Origin of the sequence: Nocardia sp. CA-107356 (genome assembly GCF_050946365.1) — a bacterium.
In the GTDB taxonomy this organism is placed as follows: Bacteria; Actinomycetota; Actinomycetes; order Mycobacteriales; family Mycobacteriaceae; genus Nocardia.
Map to the genome: position 1 here is coordinate 6983000 of NZ_CP191992.1, position 19127 is coordinate 7002126.

At 66.4% G+C, this 19127-nt stretch carries 18 protein-coding genes and 2 pseudogenes; 12 read left to right on the forward strand and 8 right to left on the reverse strand.

Annotation, left to right across the window (positions count from 1 at the left end):
- Positions 1-187: 187 nt before the first annotated feature.
- The 3 genes and pseudogenes from ACQP1G_RS31315 to ACQP1G_RS31325 all read left to right on the forward strand — a co-directional run.
- Positions 188-1105, forward strand: coding sequence for a helix-turn-helix domain-containing protein (locus ACQP1G_RS31315; protein WP_433193213.1), 918 nt, complete (start codon positions 188-190; stop codon positions 1103-1105).
- Positions 1102-1311: a DUF397 domain-containing protein gene (locus ACQP1G_RS31320; RefSeq protein ID WP_433193215.1), complete on the forward strand. Its 210-nt coding sequence runs from the start codon at positions 1102-1104 to the stop codon at positions 1309-1311. Before ACQP1G_RS31315 ends, ACQP1G_RS31320 begins: the two co-directional genes overlap by 4 nt.
- Before the next feature lie 70 nt (positions 1312-1381).
- Positions 1382-1549: pseudogene (locus ACQP1G_RS31325) on the forward strand (DUF397 domain-containing protein); the annotation flags it as partial.
- A 269-nt stretch (positions 1550-1818) separates the two neighbouring features.
- Here ACQP1G_RS31325 and ACQP1G_RS31330 read toward each other — a convergent pair.
- Both ACQP1G_RS31330 and ACQP1G_RS31335 read right to left on the reverse strand, forming a co-directional pair.
- The gene (locus tag ACQP1G_RS31330) at positions 1819-2184 is read right to left on the reverse strand and encodes a darcynin family protein (protein WP_433193217.1); all 366 of its coding nucleotides are present in this window, start codon (positions 2182-2184) and stop codon (positions 1819-1821) included.
- Between the two features lie 73 nt (positions 2185-2257).
- Positions 2258-3151 (reverse strand): NAD(P)H-binding protein, encoded by an 894-nt coding sequence (locus ACQP1G_RS31335; protein WP_433193218.1) that lies wholly within the window; start codon positions 3149-3151, stop codon positions 2258-2260.
- Positions 3152-3263: 112 nt separating this feature from the next.
- Between ACQP1G_RS31335 and ACQP1G_RS31340 the strand changes: the two genes are divergently transcribed.
- From ACQP1G_RS31340 to ACQP1G_RS31365, 6 genes are all read left to right on the forward strand, one after another.
- Positions 3264-4229 carry a LysR family transcriptional regulator gene (locus tag ACQP1G_RS31340; protein ID WP_433193219.1) on the forward strand — a complete coding sequence of 322 codons (966 nt, stop codon included), beginning with the start codon at positions 3264-3266 and terminating at the stop codon, positions 4227-4229.
- A 720-nt stretch (positions 4230-4949) separates the two neighbouring features.
- Complete coding sequence (locus tag ACQP1G_RS31345; RefSeq protein WP_433193221.1) at positions 4950-5915, forward strand: alpha/beta hydrolase; 966 nt, start codon at positions 4950-4952, stop codon at positions 5913-5915.
- 271 nt (positions 5916-6186) lie between these two features.
- On the forward strand, positions 6187-6477 hold the full coding sequence (locus ACQP1G_RS31350; RefSeq protein WP_433193223.1) for a DUF427 domain-containing protein: 291 nt from the start codon (positions 6187-6189) through the stop codon (positions 6475-6477).
- Between the two features lie 54 nt (positions 6478-6531).
- Complete coding sequence (locus ACQP1G_RS31355; RefSeq protein WP_433193224.1) at positions 6532-7299, forward strand: alpha/beta hydrolase; 768 nt, start codon at positions 6532-6534, stop codon at positions 7297-7299.
- 25 nt (positions 7300-7324) lie between these two features.
- On the forward strand, positions 7325-7843 hold the full coding sequence (locus ACQP1G_RS31360) for a PspA/IM30 family protein (protein ID WP_433193226.1): 519 nt from the start codon (positions 7325-7327) through the stop codon (positions 7841-7843).
- Positions 7844-7886: 43 nt separating this feature from the next.
- The gene (locus ACQP1G_RS31365; RefSeq protein ID WP_433193227.1) at positions 7887-8912 is read left to right on the forward strand and encodes a hypothetical protein; all 1026 of its coding nucleotides are present in this window, start codon (positions 7887-7889) and stop codon (positions 8910-8912) included.
- A gap of 39 nt (positions 8913-8951) precedes the next feature.
- On the opposite strand, the gene ACQP1G_RS31370 is transcribed toward ACQP1G_RS31365, so the two are convergent.
- The 5 genes from ACQP1G_RS31370 to ACQP1G_RS31390 form a co-directional block, all read right to left on the reverse strand.
- A complete protein-coding gene (locus ACQP1G_RS31370; protein ID WP_433193228.1) occupies positions 8952-9725 on the reverse strand; it encodes an ESX secretion-associated protein EspG in 774 nt (257 codons plus the stop codon).
- A 14-nt stretch (positions 9726-9739) separates the two neighbouring features.
- The gene (locus ACQP1G_RS31375) at positions 9740-11005 is read right to left on the reverse strand and encodes a hypothetical protein (RefSeq protein ID WP_433193230.1); all 1266 of its coding nucleotides are present in this window, start codon (positions 11003-11005) and stop codon (positions 9740-9742) included.
- A gap of 448 nt (positions 11006-11453) precedes the next feature.
- The gene (pheT, locus tag ACQP1G_RS31380) at positions 11454-13958 is read right to left on the reverse strand and encodes a phenylalanine--tRNA ligase subunit beta (RefSeq protein ID WP_433193231.1); all 2505 of its coding nucleotides are present in this window, start codon (positions 13956-13958) and stop codon (positions 11454-11456) included.
- 31 nt (positions 13959-13989) lie between these two features.
- Positions 13990-15048 (reverse strand): phenylalanine--tRNA ligase subunit alpha, encoded by a 1059-nt coding sequence (pheS, locus tag ACQP1G_RS31385; RefSeq protein WP_433193232.1) that lies wholly within the window; start codon positions 15046-15048, stop codon positions 13990-13992.
- A 431-nt stretch (positions 15049-15479) separates the two neighbouring features.
- Positions 15480-16898 carry an MFS transporter gene (locus ACQP1G_RS31390; protein ID WP_433193233.1) on the reverse strand — a complete coding sequence of 473 codons (1419 nt, stop codon included), beginning with the start codon at positions 16896-16898 and terminating at the stop codon, positions 15480-15482.
- Between the two features lie 127 nt (positions 16899-17025).
- On the opposite strand from ACQP1G_RS31390, the gene ACQP1G_RS31395 reads away from it, so the two are divergent.
- The 3 genes from ACQP1G_RS31395 to ACQP1G_RS31405 all read left to right on the forward strand — a co-directional run bounded on the left by ACQP1G_RS31395 (position 17026) and on the right by ACQP1G_RS31405 (position 18652).
- Entirely contained in the window at positions 17026-17583 is a 558-nt protein-coding gene (locus tag ACQP1G_RS31395; protein ID WP_433193234.1) for a TetR/AcrR family transcriptional regulator, read from the forward strand.
- 155 nt (positions 17584-17738) lie between these two features.
- Positions 17739-18263, forward strand: a complete 525-nt coding sequence (locus ACQP1G_RS31400; RefSeq protein ID WP_433193235.1) for a cysteine dioxygenase — start codon at positions 17739-17741, stop codon at positions 18261-18263.
- Positions 18260-18652, forward strand: a complete 393-nt coding sequence (locus ACQP1G_RS31405) for a rhodanese-like domain-containing protein (RefSeq protein ID WP_433193236.1) — start codon at positions 18260-18262, stop codon at positions 18650-18652. Before ACQP1G_RS31400 ends, ACQP1G_RS31405 begins: the two co-directional genes overlap by 4 nt.
- A 92-nt stretch (positions 18653-18744) precedes the next feature.
- On the opposite strand, the pseudogene ACQP1G_RS31410 reads toward ACQP1G_RS31405, so the two are convergent.
- A pseudogene (locus ACQP1G_RS31410) lies at positions 18745-18958 on the reverse strand (integrase core domain-containing protein); the annotation flags it as partial.
- Positions 18959-19127: the final 169 nt, after the last annotated feature.

Below are 19127 nucleotides of genomic sequence, written 5' to 3' on the forward strand. Positions count from 1 at the left end.
ACGATCGGGTGCGGCGTCGCGAATTCGCCACCGCGAGGGGTGGTTGAGCGGAGGCGAATGGTTGGTCGACCCGACCGTCTGGCGCATAGTCAGTAAAACACCAAGCGGGTACGGTGGGAGCACTCCAATTCGATTCAGCCCGAATTGAATTCGCTCCAAACAGGCTGACTATTCCATCTAGCTTGACATGACCGTGAGTAACGCTAACGAAAGGGTGGGTGGCATTACTTTGTCGACCGAATCGAACAACACGACTCTGCCGCGTCGCGTGCTCGGACGACGCCTGCGCGAGCTGCGCGAGGAGCGTCAGATGAGCCGGACACGCGCCGCCCAGGCGTGCGAAATGGGCTCACAGACCTTGTGGCGCTTGGAATCCGGGCGTGGCAGCGAAATCAAGAAGATGGTCATCAACGCGCTCTGCGACCTTTATCAAGCCAGTGACGACGACCGGCGCGTACTGCTGTGGCTCGCTCAGGAGTCCCGCAAAGACGGATGGTGGCAGTCTTACACCGACGCAATAACGCTGGACGCCCAAATGTTCATCGGGCTCGAGCAATCCGCCAGCCGCATCGTTGCCTGGCAGTCGACATTGCTGCCGGGTCTGCTCCAGACGCCTGACTATCGGCGAGCCCTTTGGGAGGCAGAGAACCAACCTGTCGATATTGGACTCGACCTTGGACTAATCGCGAAACGTCAAGGTCGCCTTCACGATTCAGAGACTTTCACGCTGCAAGCAGTACTGGGCGAGTCGGCCTTGCTGCATCACATCGGCGGCACTCGTGTCATGACCAACCAGTTGAGGTACCTCGTCGAGGTCGGCAAACTGCCAAACGTGTCGATTCGGGTCGTTCGGTTCAACGCGCCCAACCACCTGGGACTGGCCACGAGGGACTTCGTATATCTGGAGTTCCCGGAACACTCCAATCCGGCCCTCACCGAGCCGCCCGTTGTCTACGTGGAGGGCTTCACCGGCATGCTGTACCTCGACAAACCCGGTGAGATAGAGCGATATTGGGCGGCGTGCTCCGCTATCCAGAGCGTAGCGTTGGATGAGCAGGACACTCGACGCCTTATCGAGGCGATAGCGAAGGAGTACGCAGAGTGAACATCGACCTGTCCCGCGCCCGATGGTTCAAGAGCAGCCGCAGCAGAAGCGGTAACGATTGCGTCGAGGTTGCACACCTCGACGGAGGCAGGGTCGGGATGCGCGACTCAAAGAACCCGACAGGCCCGGCGCTCGTCTTCACTCCGTCGGAGTGGGATGCCTTCACCGCTGGCGTCCAAGACGGCGAGTTCAACCGGCCCGCATAGCGACTGGTCTCTGCCGCGAGGAGTAAGCGGCATGAACATCGACCTGTTCGCTGCGTGATGGTTCAAAAGCAGCCACAGCAGGAGCGACGACTGTGTCGAGGTCGCGCACCTCGACGGAGGCAGGGGCGGCGTGCGCGACTCGAAGAACCCGACCGGTCCAGCGCTCATCTTCGCCCCCACTGAGTGGGATGCCTTCGCCACTGGCATCCAAGACAGCGAGTTCAACCGGCCCCGTTAGCGGCCATCCTCCGAAATTGTCGGGTCTCAAAAATCGTGTCCAAATCTCAGAAGCTTTGGCCTCGATGGTCACTCGGCCACAGATTTGAGATTCCTCGCCCTGCCCTCCCTCGCTGATGCATGATCGTCGCCAGTTACGGGACGAGCCGCACGTGGGCTTTGCCTGGCCGCCGTAGCGGAATCGGCGCATGCCGTGGCCGTGGCCGAGCCCCTTGGCCGATGTCCTCCCGCCGGTTGACATCGGGCCAGTCGCGCGGGGCTCGCGGGGGTTCAGGTGGTGATGGTGGCGATGGGTTCGAGGCCGTAGGTTCGGGCGTAGCCGTTCTCGGTGCCGACGAGGAGGTCGATGACCTCGAAATAGCGATCCCAGAACGGGGTTTCGCGCAGTGCGTCGATGAGGAGCTGGTAGGCGTGGTGGTCTTCTGCTTCCCATACCCAGACGTCGGTGACGCGTGCGGAGTAGAACTCGGTGTCGTAGAAGCGTGACCTTACGCCGGTGGTCTTGGCCTCGATGGCGGGCAGGACCTGGGTGGTGAAGGCGTCCACACGTTCCTGGACGGTCAGAGCGAGCCACTCGGGTGTGGTCTTGACGAGTATGAACGCCGTGACCGGTGGTTCGGCTTTTTCAGCGGGCATCAGGGTGTCTCCAAAGCTGTAGGTGGTTTCGGTGCGCTGGGCACCATGGGTTCCGTGCGACGGGTGGTGGGCCTCAGGAGCGGACCGCGGGCGCGAGGGTCTGGGCACACCACTGCTCGAAGCTGGTGGGGGACGCGGTATCCGGGGTGCGGGCGACTCCGGCGTCGAGGCCCTGGTCCTTGGCTCGCTTCATGTCGACGACACCCTGGACGAACGCCTCGTTGAGGCCGTAGCCGACGAGGGTGGTGTGCAGCTCGTCGAGCGACTGGCGCTCGTAGCGGACGGGGCGGCCGAGCTGTTCGGTCATGATGCGGGCCAGGTCGTTCGGGGACAGGTCCTGCGGCCCGAGGACGGGGACGCTGTCGGTGCCGGACCACGAGCGGTCCAGTAGCAGGCCGGCGGCGACGGCCGCGATATCGGCGACAGCGACGAGGGGGGCTTTGCGGTCGGCGTCGACGACGTCGGTGAACACGCCGTTGTCGCGGATCGAGTCGGCCTCCTCCAACAGGTTCTCGAAGAAGGACGGGTTGGCCAGGGCCCGGTAGGCGACGCCGGTGCCGGCGATGAGGTCGTCCATGGCGAGGGAGGCGGTGACCAGGCCGGCGCGGTCGGCGACCGGGGTACCGCGGCCCAGCGCGGAGACCCCGACGACATGGCCGACGTCGTGGGCGGCGAGCGCCTTCGCGGCGGGGCCGGTGAAGCCGCTGTAGCCGTCCTGCGGGAGCTGGGAGGCGTCCGGGGGGACGAGCCAGAAGACGGCGTCCGCGCCCTCGAAGGCCCGGTCGAGGACCATGGCGTCTGCGTGCGAGCCGGTGATCACCTCGACGCGTCCGCGCGCCGCGTCCGGGAGCCGCGCGGGATCGCGCACGATCACCCGCAGTTCCTCACCCGCGGCGGGGGCGGACTCCAGGAGCTGGGCGAGCAGGGGACGGCCGATGTTCCCGGTAGGAGCAGTAATGACGATCATGAAAGCCTCACTGGTCGTGTTGGATCGGTACACCCGTCATCCTGCGGAGAACCAAGCGTTGCCACAATGGGAACTTCAGCACTGAATCATTGACTGAAATGGAATGATGCTGGTGAACAGCCCAGATCCGGTCATCGACGCCAATCTCGCCATCGCGCTGGACGCCCTGCTGGCCGAGCAGAGCGTCACCCGCGCCGCCGCCCGCCTACACACGTCACCCGCCGCCATGAGCCGCACCCTCGCCCGCCTGCGCCGCATCCTCCAAGACCCGCTCCTGGTCCGGGCCGGACAGACCATGGTCCCCACCCCGCGTGCCCAGGCACTGCGCGACGAAGCCGCCGCAGTGGTGCGCAGCCTCGGCGCACTGCTCAGCCCCGGCACGGGCGTCGACCCCGCCGGCCTGAGCAGCACCTTCACCCTCCAGGCCGCCGACCTGGTCGGCGCCGCACTGGCCCCCCGACTGCTGCAACTGGCCCAGCAGGAGGCGCCGGGGGTCTCGTTCCGGCTCCTGGGCGAAGAGCTGGAGGCCGGATCTGCACTCCGCGACGGCCGGATCGATCTGGAGATCGGATCCATCGACCACGTAGATCCCGAAACCCAGGTCGAAGAACTGGTCAGTCTGCGCATGGTGGCGGCCGTCCGGCCCGGCCACCACCTCACCGAAGGACCCTTGACCCCGGCCCGGCTCGCTGCCGCCCAACACGTCGCGGTCAGCCGCCGTGGCCGGTTCACCGGCCCTCTCGACACCGCGCTGGCCGAGCAGAACCTCCGACGGCGGGTCAGCGTCGTCCTCCCCAGCCACCTGGCCGCCATGACCCTCACCGCCCGCAGCGACATCGTCTGCCTCGTACCTGCCGCACTCCCCGGTGCCGACCCGTCGCCCCTCACCGACGACGCGACCGCCCTCGGACTGCACCTCCTCGACATCCCCCTGGCACTGCCGCCACTGACCATCGGCATGGCCTGGCACCCCCGACACACGGCCGACGGAGCCCACCACTGGCTTCGCAACGCCATCCGCCGGACCCTTTGCACGCCCAGGAGCCCAACCACAGCATCCGACATGCGAGAGTCCTGATCATCCGGTCCGCGAATCCTGTTCCAGTACGGCGGCCCGGACTGCGATGCGCGAAGGAGCCGCCGGGAGCAGCGCGCAGTCCAGTTCAGGAATGGCCACCATTTGAGACGACATCGGCATCTGCAGGCCAAAGTCGGCGCTGGCCACGACTTTTGAGACCATACGGAAGCATAGGTATAGGCGTGAACATCGACCTCTCCGAAGCCGAGTGGTTCAACCGCAGCCGCAGTACCAGCGGTAGCGACTGCGTCGAGGTCCCACATCTCGCCGGGGCATGGTCGGCGTGCGGGACTCGAAGAACCCGACCGCCAACGCACGTCCGCACGGAGTGGGATGCCTTCACCACTGGCATCCAAGACGGCGAGTTCAATCGGCCCTATTAGCGGTCATTCTCGAAATACGGTTCAGCAGCCTCGGTCCGATACAACGCACCGAGGCTCCACCGTTAGCGCACGCCGCGGCATCAGACGAATTCAATTGCACCACTAGCTGTTTGCGTTGCCGACTGATTGCGGAACACCGCATTGCCCGCTGCGCAAACCATCGATTCCGCAATCTGAAACCCGAATCCTTCACCGACGGTGGGAATCCGACGATGCCAGTTTCATGGCATTGTCGACGCGAAATGTCACGGCCTCCGACCGGGGCCAACCGTCGATGAGGGTTTGCAGCATGGCTTTGCGCATATCGGTATTGCGAGGACGCCCGAGGTACCGGCGGATGGCGTCTATCGCCGCGTCCGTGATGGTTGCGGTCGCGCCGCTGTTCGTCATCGCGAACGCGAACGCGAACGCGGATGCCGTCGTCGAGCGAATCGAGCACACCTCCGCGCAACAATGGCAGATGTACGTTCGCTCCCCCGCGATGAAGCGGACCATTCACCTCGACGTGCTGGTGCCCGCGAACCAGTCCGCGCCTCGGCCGACCTTGTTGCTGCTGGACGGAAATGGGGCGTCGGAATCTCAGCCGGCCAGCACCTGGACGCTGCGCGGCGGCGCCAAGGAGTTCTTCGCCGACAAGCCGGTCAACGTGGTGATGCCGGTCGGCGGCGGGGGAACCTACTACACCGACTGGTTACAGGACGATCCCCAACTCGGACACCAGAAGTGGGAAACCTTCCTGACCTCGGAGCTGCCGCCGCTGATCGACCGCGAACTGAAAGGCAACGGGGTCTACGCCATCGGCGGACTTTCGATGGGCGCGGGAGCGGCGGCCATTCTGGCCGTGCGGCACCCCGATATGTTCCGAGCCCTGGCAGCCTTCAGCGGTTGCTACTCCACCGACGGCGTCGGGCAGTTGTCGGTGCGCCCCGTGGTCGAATCAAAGGGCGGGAACCCGGACAACATGTGGGGTACCGCGGGCAACCCGGAGTGGGCCGCGCATGATCCGAGCAAACACCTCGACGCGCTGCGCGGCAAACCGGTCCACCTGTACATGGGCACCGGCGTGCCCGGCCCGGGCGACGCCCCGTTCGACGATCGCTGGTCGTGGCCCAACGACCCGCTCCGGTCGAACGAGATCGAACAGGTCTCGCATGACTGCACCCTCGCCATGTCGCCGCTCATGAAACTCTTCGGCGCCGACCTTTCCCTCGACTACGCCGCCATCGGCGTCCACTCGTGGCCGTACTGGAAGGCCGCACTACCCAAATCCTGGCCGACCCTGAAAGCAGGCCTCGGCGTATAAGACCACGTCAGCAAGCCCTGATGATCCGCTGGTAGGCAGTGCGCGGCGGCGCGGCGTCGACGCCGCGCATCTTTTCGCGCGCCGCGCCGTAATCGACCGGGCAAATCGGTGCGTGCCGCGCCGTGATCGAACAGGCAAATCGGTGCGCAGCGTGACAAAGAGCGAGCGGGGCAGCACTCGTTGGCAGGGGAATACGGCGCGTGTGGTTTGGGTTACACACCGTAGCCGTGGTCTGTGTGCGGCGGAATCCGGTGCGACGGTGGGAGATTCGATGAGCGTACGAGCGGTATGGAACGGCACGGTGTTGGCCGAGAGCGATGACACCGTGGTGGTCGAGGGCAATCACTACTTTCCGGCGGGGTCGCTGAATACGGAGTACTTCCGCGACAGCGATACGCATACCGTGTGCGGCTGGAAGGGGCTCGCGTCCTATTACACGGTGGAGGTCGAGGGCGCGAAGAATCCGGATGCCGCGTGGTTCTACCCGGATCCCAAGCCGGAGGCCGAGCAGGTGCGTGATCGCGTCGCCTTCTGGAAGGGCGTCGACGTCACCGAGGCGTAACGCGCTCGGAGAGTCGGCGCGCAGAGGCGGCGGGCACCGAGTAAGAACGATGGCATGCGACACCCGGCCAGTCCGATCCTCAATGCGCTGATCTTCACGCCGGATCGGCAGATCATGCAGACGCCGTCGATCCTCGAGATGGACTACACCGAGCTGTCCATCCGGACGACCGACGGCGAGACGCTGCACGGCTGGTGGCTGCCCGCCGAACGCTCGATCGGGCACGTGCTCTTCGCACACGGCAACGCCGGCAATGTCGGCGACCGGGTGCCGATCTATGCGCTGCTCACCCAAATCGGTTTGGACGTACTCACTTTCGACTATCGCGGCTACGGCCGCAGCACCGGGCGGCCCACCGAATACGGCACCTACCGCGATGCCCACGCGGCCCGCCGGGTGCTGCTCGAACAGCCGGGCGTCGATCCGGATCGGGTGCTGTACCTGGGGAAATCTCTCGGCGGCGGGGTACTGCTCGAGCTGGCTACCGAATATCCGCCCACGGGACTGCTGCTGATGTCCACCTTCACCGGCCTGCGCGATGCGGCCCGCTCGGTCTACCCGTTCCTGCCCAGCCCACTCGTCCCGGACGCCTATCCGAGCCTGCGCCGCATCCGCGAGCTGCGCGCCCCCGTCCTGATCATGCACGGCGATCAGGACGAACTGCTGCCGCTGCACCATGCCGAGCGCCTCTACGCAGCCGCACCCGAGCCGAAGCGACTGGTGGTCTTTCCCGGCGCAGGTCACAACGATCTGGTCATGTCGTCCGGGGTCTCCTGGATCGATCTGATCCAGTCCTGGGCTGGTGATCTGCTCTCGACCTGACGGCGCTCGTGCGTAGCCTGGCGATATGAGCGATTTGGGTGAGATCACCGCCCGGTTGGCGGCGCTGTCCGATGACGAACTGCTGGCGGTGCTCGGCACGGCCACCGCCGGGCGACCTCGGCTCGCCTGGGTGCACACGGCGGTCGTCGAGGCCGCGAGCCTCGGTCATGCAGGCTCCGATACGACTGTGAGTCCCGCCACTACGACTCCGCAGCCGCATGATCAGCAGTCCGATGCCGCGACATCCGGGCAGGTCGGAGGCGTTTTCCCGGTACCGGCGGTACCGGTACCGCCGACCGGTATTCCGTCCGGACCCGAGGTGGGTGGATATTCCTCGGGCTCAGTCCCTACCTTCGAGTCAGTTCGCGATAAGGTCGAGCAGCGCTTCGGCACCGCACAGGGGATGGGCGAACTCGACCGGCAGACCCCGGCGGGCCGCAGCGCCGACGAACAATGGGAGGCGCGCGAGAAAGCCGCGCGCGAGCGTCTGGAACAGATACGGAAATCGTTGCGCGGCAACGACGTCGAGTCGAACGATCCGTAAGCTGGCCCAGCGCGACGGATAACGAATGTGATGGTGGAATTCGATGAGTGAGCCGCGCGAGATCGCCGAACGGCTACTCGATGCCCAGGTGGAATTCCTGCTGGCCGAGGTGAGCGGCGACCGCTTCAGCGAGGTCGTCGCCCGGGACGTGGAGTCGGTGATCGGGGTGGCCGACACCCTCATCTTCCGCGATGTCGTGGGGATCGACCAAGCCAAGGAGACCGTCCGCACCGTCATCGACCTAATCGGCGGCAGCCCGGTCATCGCGGACATGGTGGGGGTATTCGCCGACTCGATCTATGACAATATCGCCGCGAACAACGACTACACCCTCGGCCAGGTGGTCGACCGTGAACCGGTCGAGGCGCTGCTGGAAAAGATCTTCGGCATGCATCAGGCGCAGGAGCGCATCCTGGAGCGGCTCACCGAGAGCCCGCTGGTCGCCACCGTCGCCTCGAAGTTCGTGGACAAGCTCATCTCCGATTTCATGGAGGCGAATAAGCAGATCGCGGGCAAGATTCCGGGTGTCTCGTCGCTGATCTCCATGGGACAGTCGGCGGCGAAGACGGCCAAGAAGGCCACCGAGAGCACCTTCATCGGCGATATGGCGGGCAAGGGCGCGGTATTCGCGCTCAAGCGCACCAACAATGCCATCCGCGAGATGCTGCGCGACGCTCCGGTGCACGACGCCGCCATGGAGTTCTGGGATCTGCACGCCGACGAACCGGTCAGCGGTCTGCGCGACTACCTGACCCAGAAAGATCTGAACGAACTGGTGCTGCTCTGCTACGAGATCGCGGTCACCACCAGGGAGAAGGAGTATTTCGGGCTGCTCGTCGACGAGTGCGTGGATATCTTCTTCACCAAATACGGCGATTACACACTGGCCGCGATGCTGCCGGAACTGGGTCTGTCCGGCGACGATATCGCCGGGGAGATCCTGCGCTACGGTCCCGCGGTGATCGAGGGTGCGAAGCGCAATGGCGTGCTGGGCAAGCTGATTCGGGAGCGGCTCGAGCCGTTCTACACCTCGGATGTGGTGCTCGGGATTCTGGGCGAGGTCGGCTGAGTCCGATATTCCCCGCGTCCGGTGGGCGCGGGGAATGCCTCAGCGTGCCAGGTGATCGCCGTTGCGGACCTCTTCGACTGTGCGGCTGATCATTTCGCGCAGGGTGGCGGTGATCCGCTGCCGATCGGTCGGCTTCACGATCACGGTGCGACTGCCGAAACTGACATAGCGGCCGTCATTTTCGAAATCGGTGATCTGGAAGTCCTTGCGGCCCTTGGTATGCCGATTATCCACACTGCCGAGCGGATACACCCCGACGTGCACAGTGGCAGTCGTCGGCCGACGGAAGAATTTGTCGAACTCCTCGCGCACCGTCGGACGCCACGCGTCGCGCACCACCGGCGGCGGCTTCTCCAGCTCCTCGATCGGGACCTGCATCGGTTTACCTTGTCCCGCACGACATTCCGGCAACACATCGACTACCGCGGGGACCAGATCATCGGCCGATAGGAACAGCAGGTCCACATCCCCGCCGTGCTCGGGATCAGAGCCGGGCTCTTGGATCGCCAACGCGCCGTGCTGGTAGTGCACACCACCGTGCGCGCGAATCTTCCGCTCGTTGCGCGAACCGTGGAATCCGGCGACCTCCACCCGCGCCTCCGGTGCCAGCAGTACCTCGACGGCCCGCACCAGATCCTCGTCCAATTGCGGCATCACCACCTCGGCAGCGGCCCGGCGCAGCCGATCCGAATCTTCCTGGAAGACCTCGGTGGAGCGATGTCGCAGCGGATACGGGAGCACATCGCGTCCGGTCGATTCCCAGAGCACCCGAAATTCGAGCGCGGTGAAACGCCACCGCCGCGCGGTTGTCATGCGGTCTTCCTGTCTCACTCGCCGATGACCGGCGGGACCGTCTTCGGCGCATTGTCGAGCCCGGTGAGCTCTGCGCCGTTCTGCTGGTTGATCAAATAATCCGGAACGCCCTTGGTGGATTCGTTCTCGTCCTTGCCACCGCGATTGCCAGGTGCACCCATACCGGAGGTGCCGTTGCGGCCCGTGGTGGCGGCGGTGGTCGTGGCCGCGGCGGCGGCGGTAGCGGTGCCGGTGGGTGTGCCGGTGACGGTTCGGCCCGGCGACTGGTTGGTCGTACCGGGTGTGCCGCTCGGGCTGCCCGAACGGGTCGGCGAACCCGTGGTGGTCGGCGTTGTCGTCGACGACGGATTGGTCGCGGTGGTATCCGGCTTCGTCGTTGTCGGCTCGGCGCTGGTGGTTGCCGAGGGTGTCGTCGAACTATCCGTGGACTGGGTACTCGACGGATCGGTGGACGGACTCTCCTCGGTGCTCTTCGGCGTCTCCGTCGGCTGGGTGCCGCCGGGAGTGGAACCGGGCTGGTTGCCACCAGGGTTGTACCCCGGTCCCGGACTGGGGGTTTCGCCCGGCTTCGCGACGGGGTTATCGGGTTTGGGGATGACCGGGACGTTGGTGTCGGTCTCCTCGATGACCGGTGCGTACACGGTGCGCAGCACACGGACCGCCTCGGCATGTGCGGTGCTCTCGGCCTCGTCGTTATCGCGCCAGCCGCGGCCCGCGATCCAGTGCCTGGCATTCTCGACATTGGAGCGGAGGTCGGGAGCGTGCGGCACCAGCGCCTTGGTCGGCTCCAAACCGGTCTTGAGTTCGGCGACCTTACTGCCGGTCAGTTTTGCGGCATTGGCGAGCTGCACCGCCTGGGTGCTGTAATCCCCGACGGCCTTGGCGACGGCATCGCGCGACGCACCCTTCCAGATGCTTTCGTGGGTCGCGCGTTCCATCGCCGTGTTGAAGGTGTTCAACGAGGTCTCTGCGCGTTTGCCGATCTCATTCCATGCGGTCGCGAGATTGTCGACGGCGGTGATATCGATCTTGTCGACCTTCTCGCGCAGCTGTCCGGTCGACGGCCCATCGAAGTCGTCGCGGCCCTTCACCGAACGCGGTCGGTAGTCGCCGTGGAAGCCGATGCCATTGGCGGTGCTGCGAACACCGTCACGCTGTTGGTTGTATTTGTTCTGCACCGCGGCCGGATCGACACCCGGTTGACGCTCCTCGCCCGCAATCCAGTCGGTAAGACTTCCGAGCATCGCGGAGCCGAGATCGCCTGCGCTCCAGCTGAACATGCCGAATCCCACAGGTCAACCGCCCATCGATCGCAGCATCAACGTCACTCGGTCCGCCATCCCCACCCTCTCGACCCGTCCGAAGATCCTTACCATATCAAACGGTATCCTGGGCCGCCGCGCGTCGAATCGTCCCACCGGTGGGCACTAGGTGAGTCGGCACCAGACGAAGTACCGACCGACACTCGAGTCAGCTGAAAGCCGCGCAACACCGCGAGCCCACACACTGATTGCCCAGAGCCACAACGCAAATCGGCCCCCGGACGACGTACCGTTCGGGACCGACACAGCTGATCAGCCGCACCGCCCGCATCAACAGCCACCACAACCCGCCGCATCACGCTGACACTCACCTCGCCCACAGTGAGCCCACGCACTGATATCCCCAGAGCCGCAACGCAAATCGGCCCCCGGACGACGTATCGTCCGGAGGCCGATATCAGCCTGATCAGCCGCGCAGCACCGCACCGACCGCGTCGGCGGCCGCCGCGACGGCCGAGTCGCGCGCCGCACTGGCCTCGTCCTCGGTGAGCGTCCGGTCGGTGGCGCGGAAACGCAGCGCGTAGGTGAGCGACTTGCGTCCCTCCCCCGCTTGCGCGCCCTCGTACACATCGAACAGCGCGATATCTTCGAGCAACGCACCGCCGCCGGTGCGCAGTGCCGACTCCACCGAGGCGGCGGGGACGGTCTTCGCCACACTCACCGAAACGTCCTGCAGCACCGCAGGGAACGGGGAAACCACTGGGACAGGACGAGATTCGCGCAGCGGCAAGGCATCGAGATCGAGTTCGACGGCGCAGGTGCGCGGCGGCAGACCGGCACGCTCTAATACGGCCGGATGCAATTCGCCCGCGTGCCCGACGATCTCACCATCGACCAGCAGTTCGGCGCACCGTCCGGGATGCCACGGCAGGTAGGCCGTCGCGCGACGCTCGATCGTCACACCCGCCGCGTCGCCGATGGCATCGGCGAGTGCGAAGGCGTCGGCGGCTTCGGCCGGGCGTCCCGCACCCCACGGACCGCGCGGTTCCCGGCGGCCGGTGAGAACAGCGCCGATGTGCACCGGCTGTGCGGGCAGCGAATCGAGCAGCTCCGCGATCTGCTCGTCGGTCGGGCGGCGATCCACGGGCAACGCCTCGACCGCGCGCACGTTCGGGCCGGGCTGCACCACCTGCGCGATTCCGAAGATCGCGAGATCACGTGCGCCGCGGGAGATATTGCGCGCGGCCACTTCCAGCAGACCGGGCAGCAGTGTGGTCGACAGTTCCGGGCGCTCGGTATCGAGCGGGTTCAGCACCCGGGTGGTGTTGCGACGCGCGTCGTCGGCATCCAGGCCCCAGGTGTCGAACACCCCGGCCGGGAGGAACACCGGCGGCGGCACCTCGACACATCCAGCGAATGCCAGCGCCCGGCTCACCGCGCGACGACGCCGCTGCCCGGCGGTCAGACCGCGCCCGGCCGGGGCGGTCGGAATGACCGACGGAATCTGCTCGAGCCCTTCCAGCCGCAGCACCTCCTCGACAAGGTCCGCGGGCTGCGCCAGATCGGGGCGCCAGCTCGGCGGCGTGACGACCAGCTGACCGTGTCCGGTGGCTTCGTCGACACCGACCTCGACCGTGCAGCCGATCTGCGCGAGGCGACGCGCCGAGGTGCCGGTCGGGTAGGTCACGCCCGCCACCCGATCGGCGAGATCGATATCGATCCGGATGGGCGGTGCGGCCGGCACCAGCACCCGCACATCGGTGAGCGCGGATTCCACAGTGCCACCGGCGATTTCGGCCAACAGCTGGGCGGCGCGATCGAGCGCGACGACATTGATCTCCGGATCGACGACCCGCTCGTAGCGCTTCCCCGCCTCGGAGACCAGTTTGTGCCTGCGCGCGGTCCGGTAGACCAGCAATGGGTTCCAGGTCGCGGCCTCGAGCACGATATCGGTCGACGCGGCACCGACTTCCGTTGTCGCGCCGCCCATTACACCCGCGAGCGAGATCACGCCGGAGTCGTCGGCGATCACCACGTCCTCGACGTCCAGCACCCGCTCGACCTCGTCGAGGGTGCGCAGCGTCTCGCCCTGGTCGGCGGTCCGCACGACAAGTCCACCGGAGAGCTTATCCGCGTCGAAGGCGTGCAGCGGCTGCCCGAGCTCGAGCATCACATAGTTGGTGACGTCGACCGCGGGCGAGATCGGGCGCACACCCGACAGCAGCAGCCGGCGCTGCAACCACCAGGGGCTCACCGCATTCGGATCGATGCCGGTGACCCGGCGAACCGCGAACCGCGTGCACTTGGACTCCGGTTCGAGCTGGACCGGCCATGCCTTCAGCTCGTCATTGGGCAGCGTCCGCACCGCGGGATCGGCGTATTCCAGATCGAATCCGCACGCCAGCTCGCGCGCCAGACCGCGGGCCGAGAAACAGTAGCCGCGGTCCGGCGTGATGTTCAGTTCGATGACCGTATCGTCCAGCCCGAGCAGCTCATTGGCGTCGGTACCGGGTTCGGCGGTACCGGGCTCGAGCACCAGAATGCCCGAATGGTCCTTGCCGATACCGAGTTCGGCGACCGAGCAGATCATGCCGTTCGAGGTATGCCCGTAGGTCTTACGCGAGGAGATCTGGAATCCCCCCGGGAGCACACCACCCGGCAGGACCACGACCACCAGATCGCCGACGGCGAAGTTCGTTGCGCCGCAGACGATCTCCTGCAAGTCCGGATTGCCGACATCCACCTTGCAGAACCGGATCGGCTTCTTGAACTCGGTCAGCTCGGTGATCTCGGCGACGCGGCCGACCACCAGCGGCTTATCGATATCACCGGTCACCGGCTGGAGCTTGTCGACCTCTTCGACCTCCAACCCGACACGGACGAACCCTGCGTCGAGCTCCTCCGGCGTCACCGACCACTCGGGGGTGGTCCGGCGGATGATGTCCGTCAGCCAGGACTGCGCTACTCGCACTTGACGTTTCGCTCTCTCGATCGATGGAGGGTCAGGACCGGATACCGAAGGGCAGCGTGAACCGCGCGTCGCCCTCGACGATGTCCCGCATGTCCGGGATGCCGTTGCGGAACTGCAGTGTCCGCTCCAGCCCCATGCCGAACGCGAACCCGCTGTACACCTCGGGATCGATCCCGCTGGCGATCAGCACCTTCGGGTTCACCATGCCGCAGCCGCCCCATTCGACCCAGCCAGCGCCGCCCTTCTTGTCCGGGAACCACACATCGACCTCGGCCGATGGCTCGGTGAACGGAAAGTAGTTGGGACGCATACGAGTCCGCGTATCCGGCCCGAACAGCGCGCGCGCGAACGCGTCCAGGGTGCCGCGCAGATGCGCCATGGTCAGGCCCTTGTCCACCGCGAGCCCCTCCACCTGGGAGAAGACCGGGGTGTGGGTGGCGTCGAGCTCATCGGTGCGGAACGTGCGACCGGGGCACACCACGTAGATGGGCAGCTCGCGTTCGAGCAGCGAACGCACCTGAACCGGGGAGGTGTGCGTGCGCAGCACCTGCCGCGAGCCCTCCGGCGCGATGTGGAAGGTGTCCTGCATGGTGCGAGCCGGATGGTCGGGCAGGAAGTTCAGCGCGTCGAAGTTGAAGTGCTCGGTCTCGACCTCGGGCCCCTCGGCAACCTCCCAGCCCATCGCGACGAAAACGTCGGCGATCTGCTCGGAGATAACCGTGATCGGATGCCTGGCGCCGATGGCGGCCCGGCGCGCGGGCAATGTCACGTCGATCGCCTCGGCGACCAGGACGGCGGCGTCGCGCTCGGCGAGCAGCACCGTGCGGCGCGTTTCGAAGGCCTCCGACACCCGTGCCCGCGCGACATTCACACGCTTGCCCGCATCCGCTTTCTCCGACTTCGGCAGACCGCCCAGCGCGCGCTGCGCCAAGGCCAGCGGCGCCTTACCGCCGAGATGCTCGGTCTTCGCGACCGCGAGCGCATCCAGATCGGCGGCCGCCGCAAACGCCTTCTCGGCCTCCGCCGCGGCAGCGGCCAAAGCCTCCTCGGTCAGCGCTGCGTTCTCGACTCCATCGTTGTCGTCGGCCACGATCGTTCGTCTCTCCCCTGGGGATCGGTTCGCGGGTCCGCGTCATTGCCGACCCACATTGCTGCTGGTCGAATCGTATTCGATGCGCGGTGGCCGATTCATCCGGATTACCAGTGGGCCTGCTTGCCCGGCGTGTGCTGGCGCGAACTTTCGCGGTTGCCCCAGGCCAGCGGCGATCGGCGGACAACACAGACAAACCGAACGGCCATAACCATCGACGGGCGGTGGGTACGAAGCGCCTGCCGCCAATGACCCCGCGACCGCGCCGATCACGGTCCCGTAGACCCAGTGATCGGCACCCGGAGCCCACAGTAATCCGGTCCGGAAGCGGCGCCCACAGTGCGACGGCAGCCATACCAAACACGGCTGTGCGCCCGTCCCACGCGATCGACGTGGGACGGGCGCACAGCCGCCGAGTAGTGCCGCGACGATCAGTCCACTGCGGTGATGTGGCTCGGCAGCAACCGTGACACCACGGCACCTACCCCGACGATCGTCGCGCCGACCCAGACCGCTGGCACCAGACCGTCGACGTAGCTCTGCGGGTCCAGATACGACCCGTGCGAGGCGAAGACCGAGGCCAGCACCGCCACACCCATCGCGACGCCCACTTCCCGGATCGTGCTGTTGGTGCCCGAGGCCATCGCCCGATCCTCGGCACTCGCACTGGCCATCACCACCGTGGCACCGGGGGCGAAGGTCAACCCCATACCGATGCCGCCGAGCAGGAACGGCCCGACGAAAGCCAGATAGCTCGCGTCGACCGAAGAGACCGCCGCCATCCAGGCCAGCGCCACCGCCAACAGCGCCTGCCCCACCGTCAGCAGATTCCGAGCGCCGACCCGGTCCACGATCAACCCGGCCAGCGGTGCGACCACCATCGGGGCCATCGTCCACGGCATGGTCCTGATCCCCGACTGCAGCGGCCCATAACCCTGCACCACCTGGAAGTACTGCGCCAGCAGGAAGATCGAGCCGAATACGCCGACCGAGAAGGTGAAGCTGGTCGCATTGCTCACCCGGAAGGCGCGGGACCGGAACAGCCGCAGCGGCAGCATCGGATCGGGCGTACGCAGCTCCCAGGCGATCAACAGGCCGAGCAGCACCGCTCCGCCGATCAGCATGGACAGCACGCTGGTCGAGGTCCAGCCGTCGTCGGCACCGTGGATCACGCCCCACACCACCGCGAGCACACCGGCCCCGGACAGCACCAGCCCGAGCGGATCCAGCCGCTTGGCCCGGCCGTGCGATTCGGTCAGCACCCGCGCCGCGAAGGGCAGCACCAGCACGCCGATCGGCACATTCACCCAGAAGATCCACTGCCAGCTCAGACCCTCGACCACCGCACCGCCGATCAGCGGGCCGAGCGCGACGCCGAGTCCGGAGATACCGCCCCAGATACCGATCGCGGCGCTGCGCATCTTCTCGGGAACCGCGGACGACAGCAGGGTCAGCGATAGCGGCATCACCGCGGCCGCGCCGAATCCTTGAACCGCCCTGGCGGTGATCAGCATCCACGGTTCAGTGGCCAGCGCACACGCGGCCGAGGCCAGGGTGAACAGCGCGATACCGGATAGGAATACCCGGCGGCGGCCGAGCCGATCACCGATGGAGGTGGCGGTGAGCAGCAGCGATGCGAACGACAGCGTGTAGGCGTTGACGAACCACTGCAGGTCGGCCAGCGATGCGCCGAGTTCGGTGCGGATCACCGGCAACGCATTGGTCACGACCAGGTTGTCGAGCGTGACCATGAACATCGGGATGCCGACGGCGGCGAGTACGGCGGCCAGCGGGCGAGCGCTGGCGCGCGGTTCGGCATTCGCCGCGGTTTTTTCGAGGATCTCGGACATGTCCAGCCTTTGTTGTAATCGACTGATAACTAACTGTCGGAAGAGTATGCATCGACTGATAACATGTCAACAGCAGACGGCCGACCGAGCGGAGTGGAGCACGATGGCGAGTTCAACCCGAACCCGAATGACCGCCACCGAACGCAGCGAGGAAGTCCTGCGCGCGGCCGTCGACGCCTTCGCCGAATCCGGTTACGCCGCAACGAAAACCGATGAGATCGCGCGCCGAGCGGGCGTCTCCCAGCCGTACGTCATCCGCCTGTTCGGCACCAAACAGCAACTATTCCTCGCCGCCACCCACCGCGTCTGCGACCGCATCGAGGACACCTTCCGCGCGGCCGCCGCCGAGGGCATCACCCCCGACTCGACGCAGGAAGAGAAGATGCGCGCCCTCGGCCGTGGCTTCCAAACATTCCTGACCGAACGTGAACTGCTACGCGTACTGCTACACGGCTTCGCCGCCGCCTCCGACCCCGCCATCGGCCCCGACGTCCGCGAGCGCTTCGGCCGCATCTACGCCGTGGTCGCCGAACTCACCGGCGCCTCCGTCGACGAGATGTGCCGCTTCCTCGCCAACGGCATGCTCCTGACGGTCATGACCGCAATGGGCGTCGCGGGCCCCGACGCGGTCGATGCCTGCTGGGCCGTCGACATGCTGGAAAACCTCCGCGCCGAGGGCGACTAGGGCAGTTGTCCTGTCCGGCGCGGCGTGCGGGTTTTGCTCATGGTGATCGAGACCGATGGCAACGGCGTCGTGGTGCCGGAGAATGCGCGAGACCGCTTCGTCGCAGTTTGACAGCGCAGTCGATTGTCCCCGCGACCATGTCAGGAGTACTTCGCTTGACCACATCACTGCCAGTTGATCTCGAGCACGCCAACGATATTCATACCGCGGTCGACGTACCGCTGATGCGCGAGCTGGTGTGTCCGGAGCGGACGCTGTGGTCGCCCGCGGAATTGCGGGAGTTGACCGGGTCGGTCGCCGATGCCCTGGCGACACCGCTACTGGACATCGTGCGGTTCGATACGCGGCAACGTTGGTGGACCCGGCTGGCGCTGACCATGGGCGTCGAGGTGTGGCTGCTGTCCTGGGCACCGGGGCAGGGCACCGAACCACACGATCACGGCGGCGCCGCCGGCTCGTTCACGGTATCCATCGGTGAACTCGGCGAGGAATACCGCCACCCCGGCGGCCCGGTGCGCACGGCGCAACGGCAGGCGGGCGAAACGGTCGCATTCGGACCGGATCGAGCGCATCGGCTGCGCAATCACAGCACTCGCCCGGCCGCCTCAGTACACGCGTACTCACCACCGCTTCGGCCGGTCCGCGAGTACCGCGCGCTCACGGATTTCGTGGGCGTATGAGCGCCGAGGACAGGCTCGACCGGGCACGAGCCAAGCTGAATCGCGTCGACCCACAGCAGGCGGCGGCACTACTCGCCGACGGCGCGTTGGTGGTCGATATCCGCCCGCACGCAAACCGCCTCGCCGAGGGCGAGATTCCCGGCTCGGTCGTGGTGGAACGAATAGTGCTGGAATGGCGGCTCGACCCGACCGGCACGCACCGGCTGCCCGGTCTCACCGCGAACACGCCGGTGGTGCTCGTCTGCAACGAGGGGTACGCCTCCAGCCTGGCCGCCGCAGACGCCCTCGAACTCGGCCTGCACCGAGCCACCGACCTCACCGGCGGCTTCCGCGCCTGGCAAGCGGCCGGCCTACCGGTAGTCCCCGGCGGCACACCGGCCGCCCCCTAGCCCGCCGGTTACCAATCTTGTGGCGCCAAAGCGTTCCAGCCCCAGCTGTCGCATGCCCAGTGCGCGCCTCGTAGAAGTAGGACCTGCGTGGGTGCGGGCATCAGCCAGCACCGATCGGCGGCCTTGTCGGCGGCGAGCCCGTAGTGCACGTCGGCGGGGTGCGCAGCCCGATACCGGTGTGTCGGTGTTCGTGTCTGTACCACTGCGCAAAGAGTCCGTGAATTGCCTTGCTGCGGTGAGTGATCCGAAGCATTCGGGGAATTCCGGACCGTATTTCAAGGTCTTGAACAGTGATTCGGAGTCGGGTAGCCCCGGCGCGTTGCAGCGCCGAGGCCCCCTCAGAACCGGACGTGCGCCTCGTCGACGCATCCGGTTCGACCACGCCCCAGGTGCTCGCTGGCGGTGCAGTGTTTCCGGAGTTTCGTCTGTTGCGCGTGGTGGTGCGGCAGGCAATATCTGTGCACGAGACGGTGAT

What these genes read in the sequence shown, in the direction of transcription:
- ACQP1G_RS31315 (WP_433193213.1), top strand. Translation starts at nt 188, where the DNA reads ATGACCGTGAGTAACGCTAACGAAAGGGTGGGTGGCATTACTTTGTCG.
- ACQP1G_RS31330 (WP_433193217.1), bottom strand. Translation starts at nt 2,184, where the DNA reads ATGCCCGCTGAAAAAGCCGAACCACCGGTCACGGCGTTCATACTCGTC.
- ACQP1G_RS31335 (WP_433193218.1), bottom strand. Translation starts at nt 3,151, where the DNA reads ATGATCGTCATTACTGCTCCTACCGGGAACATCGGCCGTCCCCTGCTC.
- ACQP1G_RS31345 (WP_433193221.1), top strand. Translation starts at nt 4,950, where the DNA reads ATGGCGTCTATCGCCGCGTCCGTGATGGTTGCGGTCGCGCCGCTGTTC.
- ACQP1G_RS31350 (WP_433193223.1), top strand. Translation starts at nt 6,187, where the DNA reads ATGAGCGTACGAGCGGTATGGAACGGCACGGTGTTGGCCGAGAGCGAT.
- ACQP1G_RS31355 (WP_433193224.1), top strand. Translation starts at nt 6,532, where the DNA reads ATGCGACACCCGGCCAGTCCGATCCTCAATGCGCTGATCTTCACGCCG.
- ACQP1G_RS31360 (WP_433193226.1), top strand. Translation starts at nt 7,325, where the DNA reads ATGAGCGATTTGGGTGAGATCACCGCCCGGTTGGCGGCGCTGTCCGAT.
- ACQP1G_RS31365 (WP_433193227.1), top strand. Translation starts at nt 7,887, where the DNA reads ATGAGTGAGCCGCGCGAGATCGCCGAACGGCTACTCGATGCCCAGGTG.
- ACQP1G_RS31370 (WP_433193228.1), bottom strand. Translation starts at nt 9,725, where the DNA reads ATGACAACCGCGCGGCGGTGGCGTTTCACCGCGCTCGAATTTCGGGTG.
- ACQP1G_RS31375 (WP_433193230.1), bottom strand. Translation starts at nt 11,005, where the DNA reads ATGTTCAGCTGGAGCGCAGGCGATCTCGGCTCCGCGATGCTCGGAAGT.
- ACQP1G_RS31390 (WP_433193233.1), bottom strand. Translation starts at nt 16,898, where the DNA reads ATGTCCGAGATCCTCGAAAAAACCGCGGCGAATGCCGAACCGCGCGCC.
- ACQP1G_RS31395 (WP_433193234.1), top strand. Translation starts at nt 17,026, where the DNA reads ATGACCGCCACCGAACGCAGCGAGGAAGTCCTGCGCGCGGCCGTCGAC.
- ACQP1G_RS31405 (WP_433193236.1), top strand. Translation starts at nt 18,260, where the DNA reads ATGAGCGCCGAGGACAGGCTCGACCGGGCACGAGCCAAGCTGAATCGC.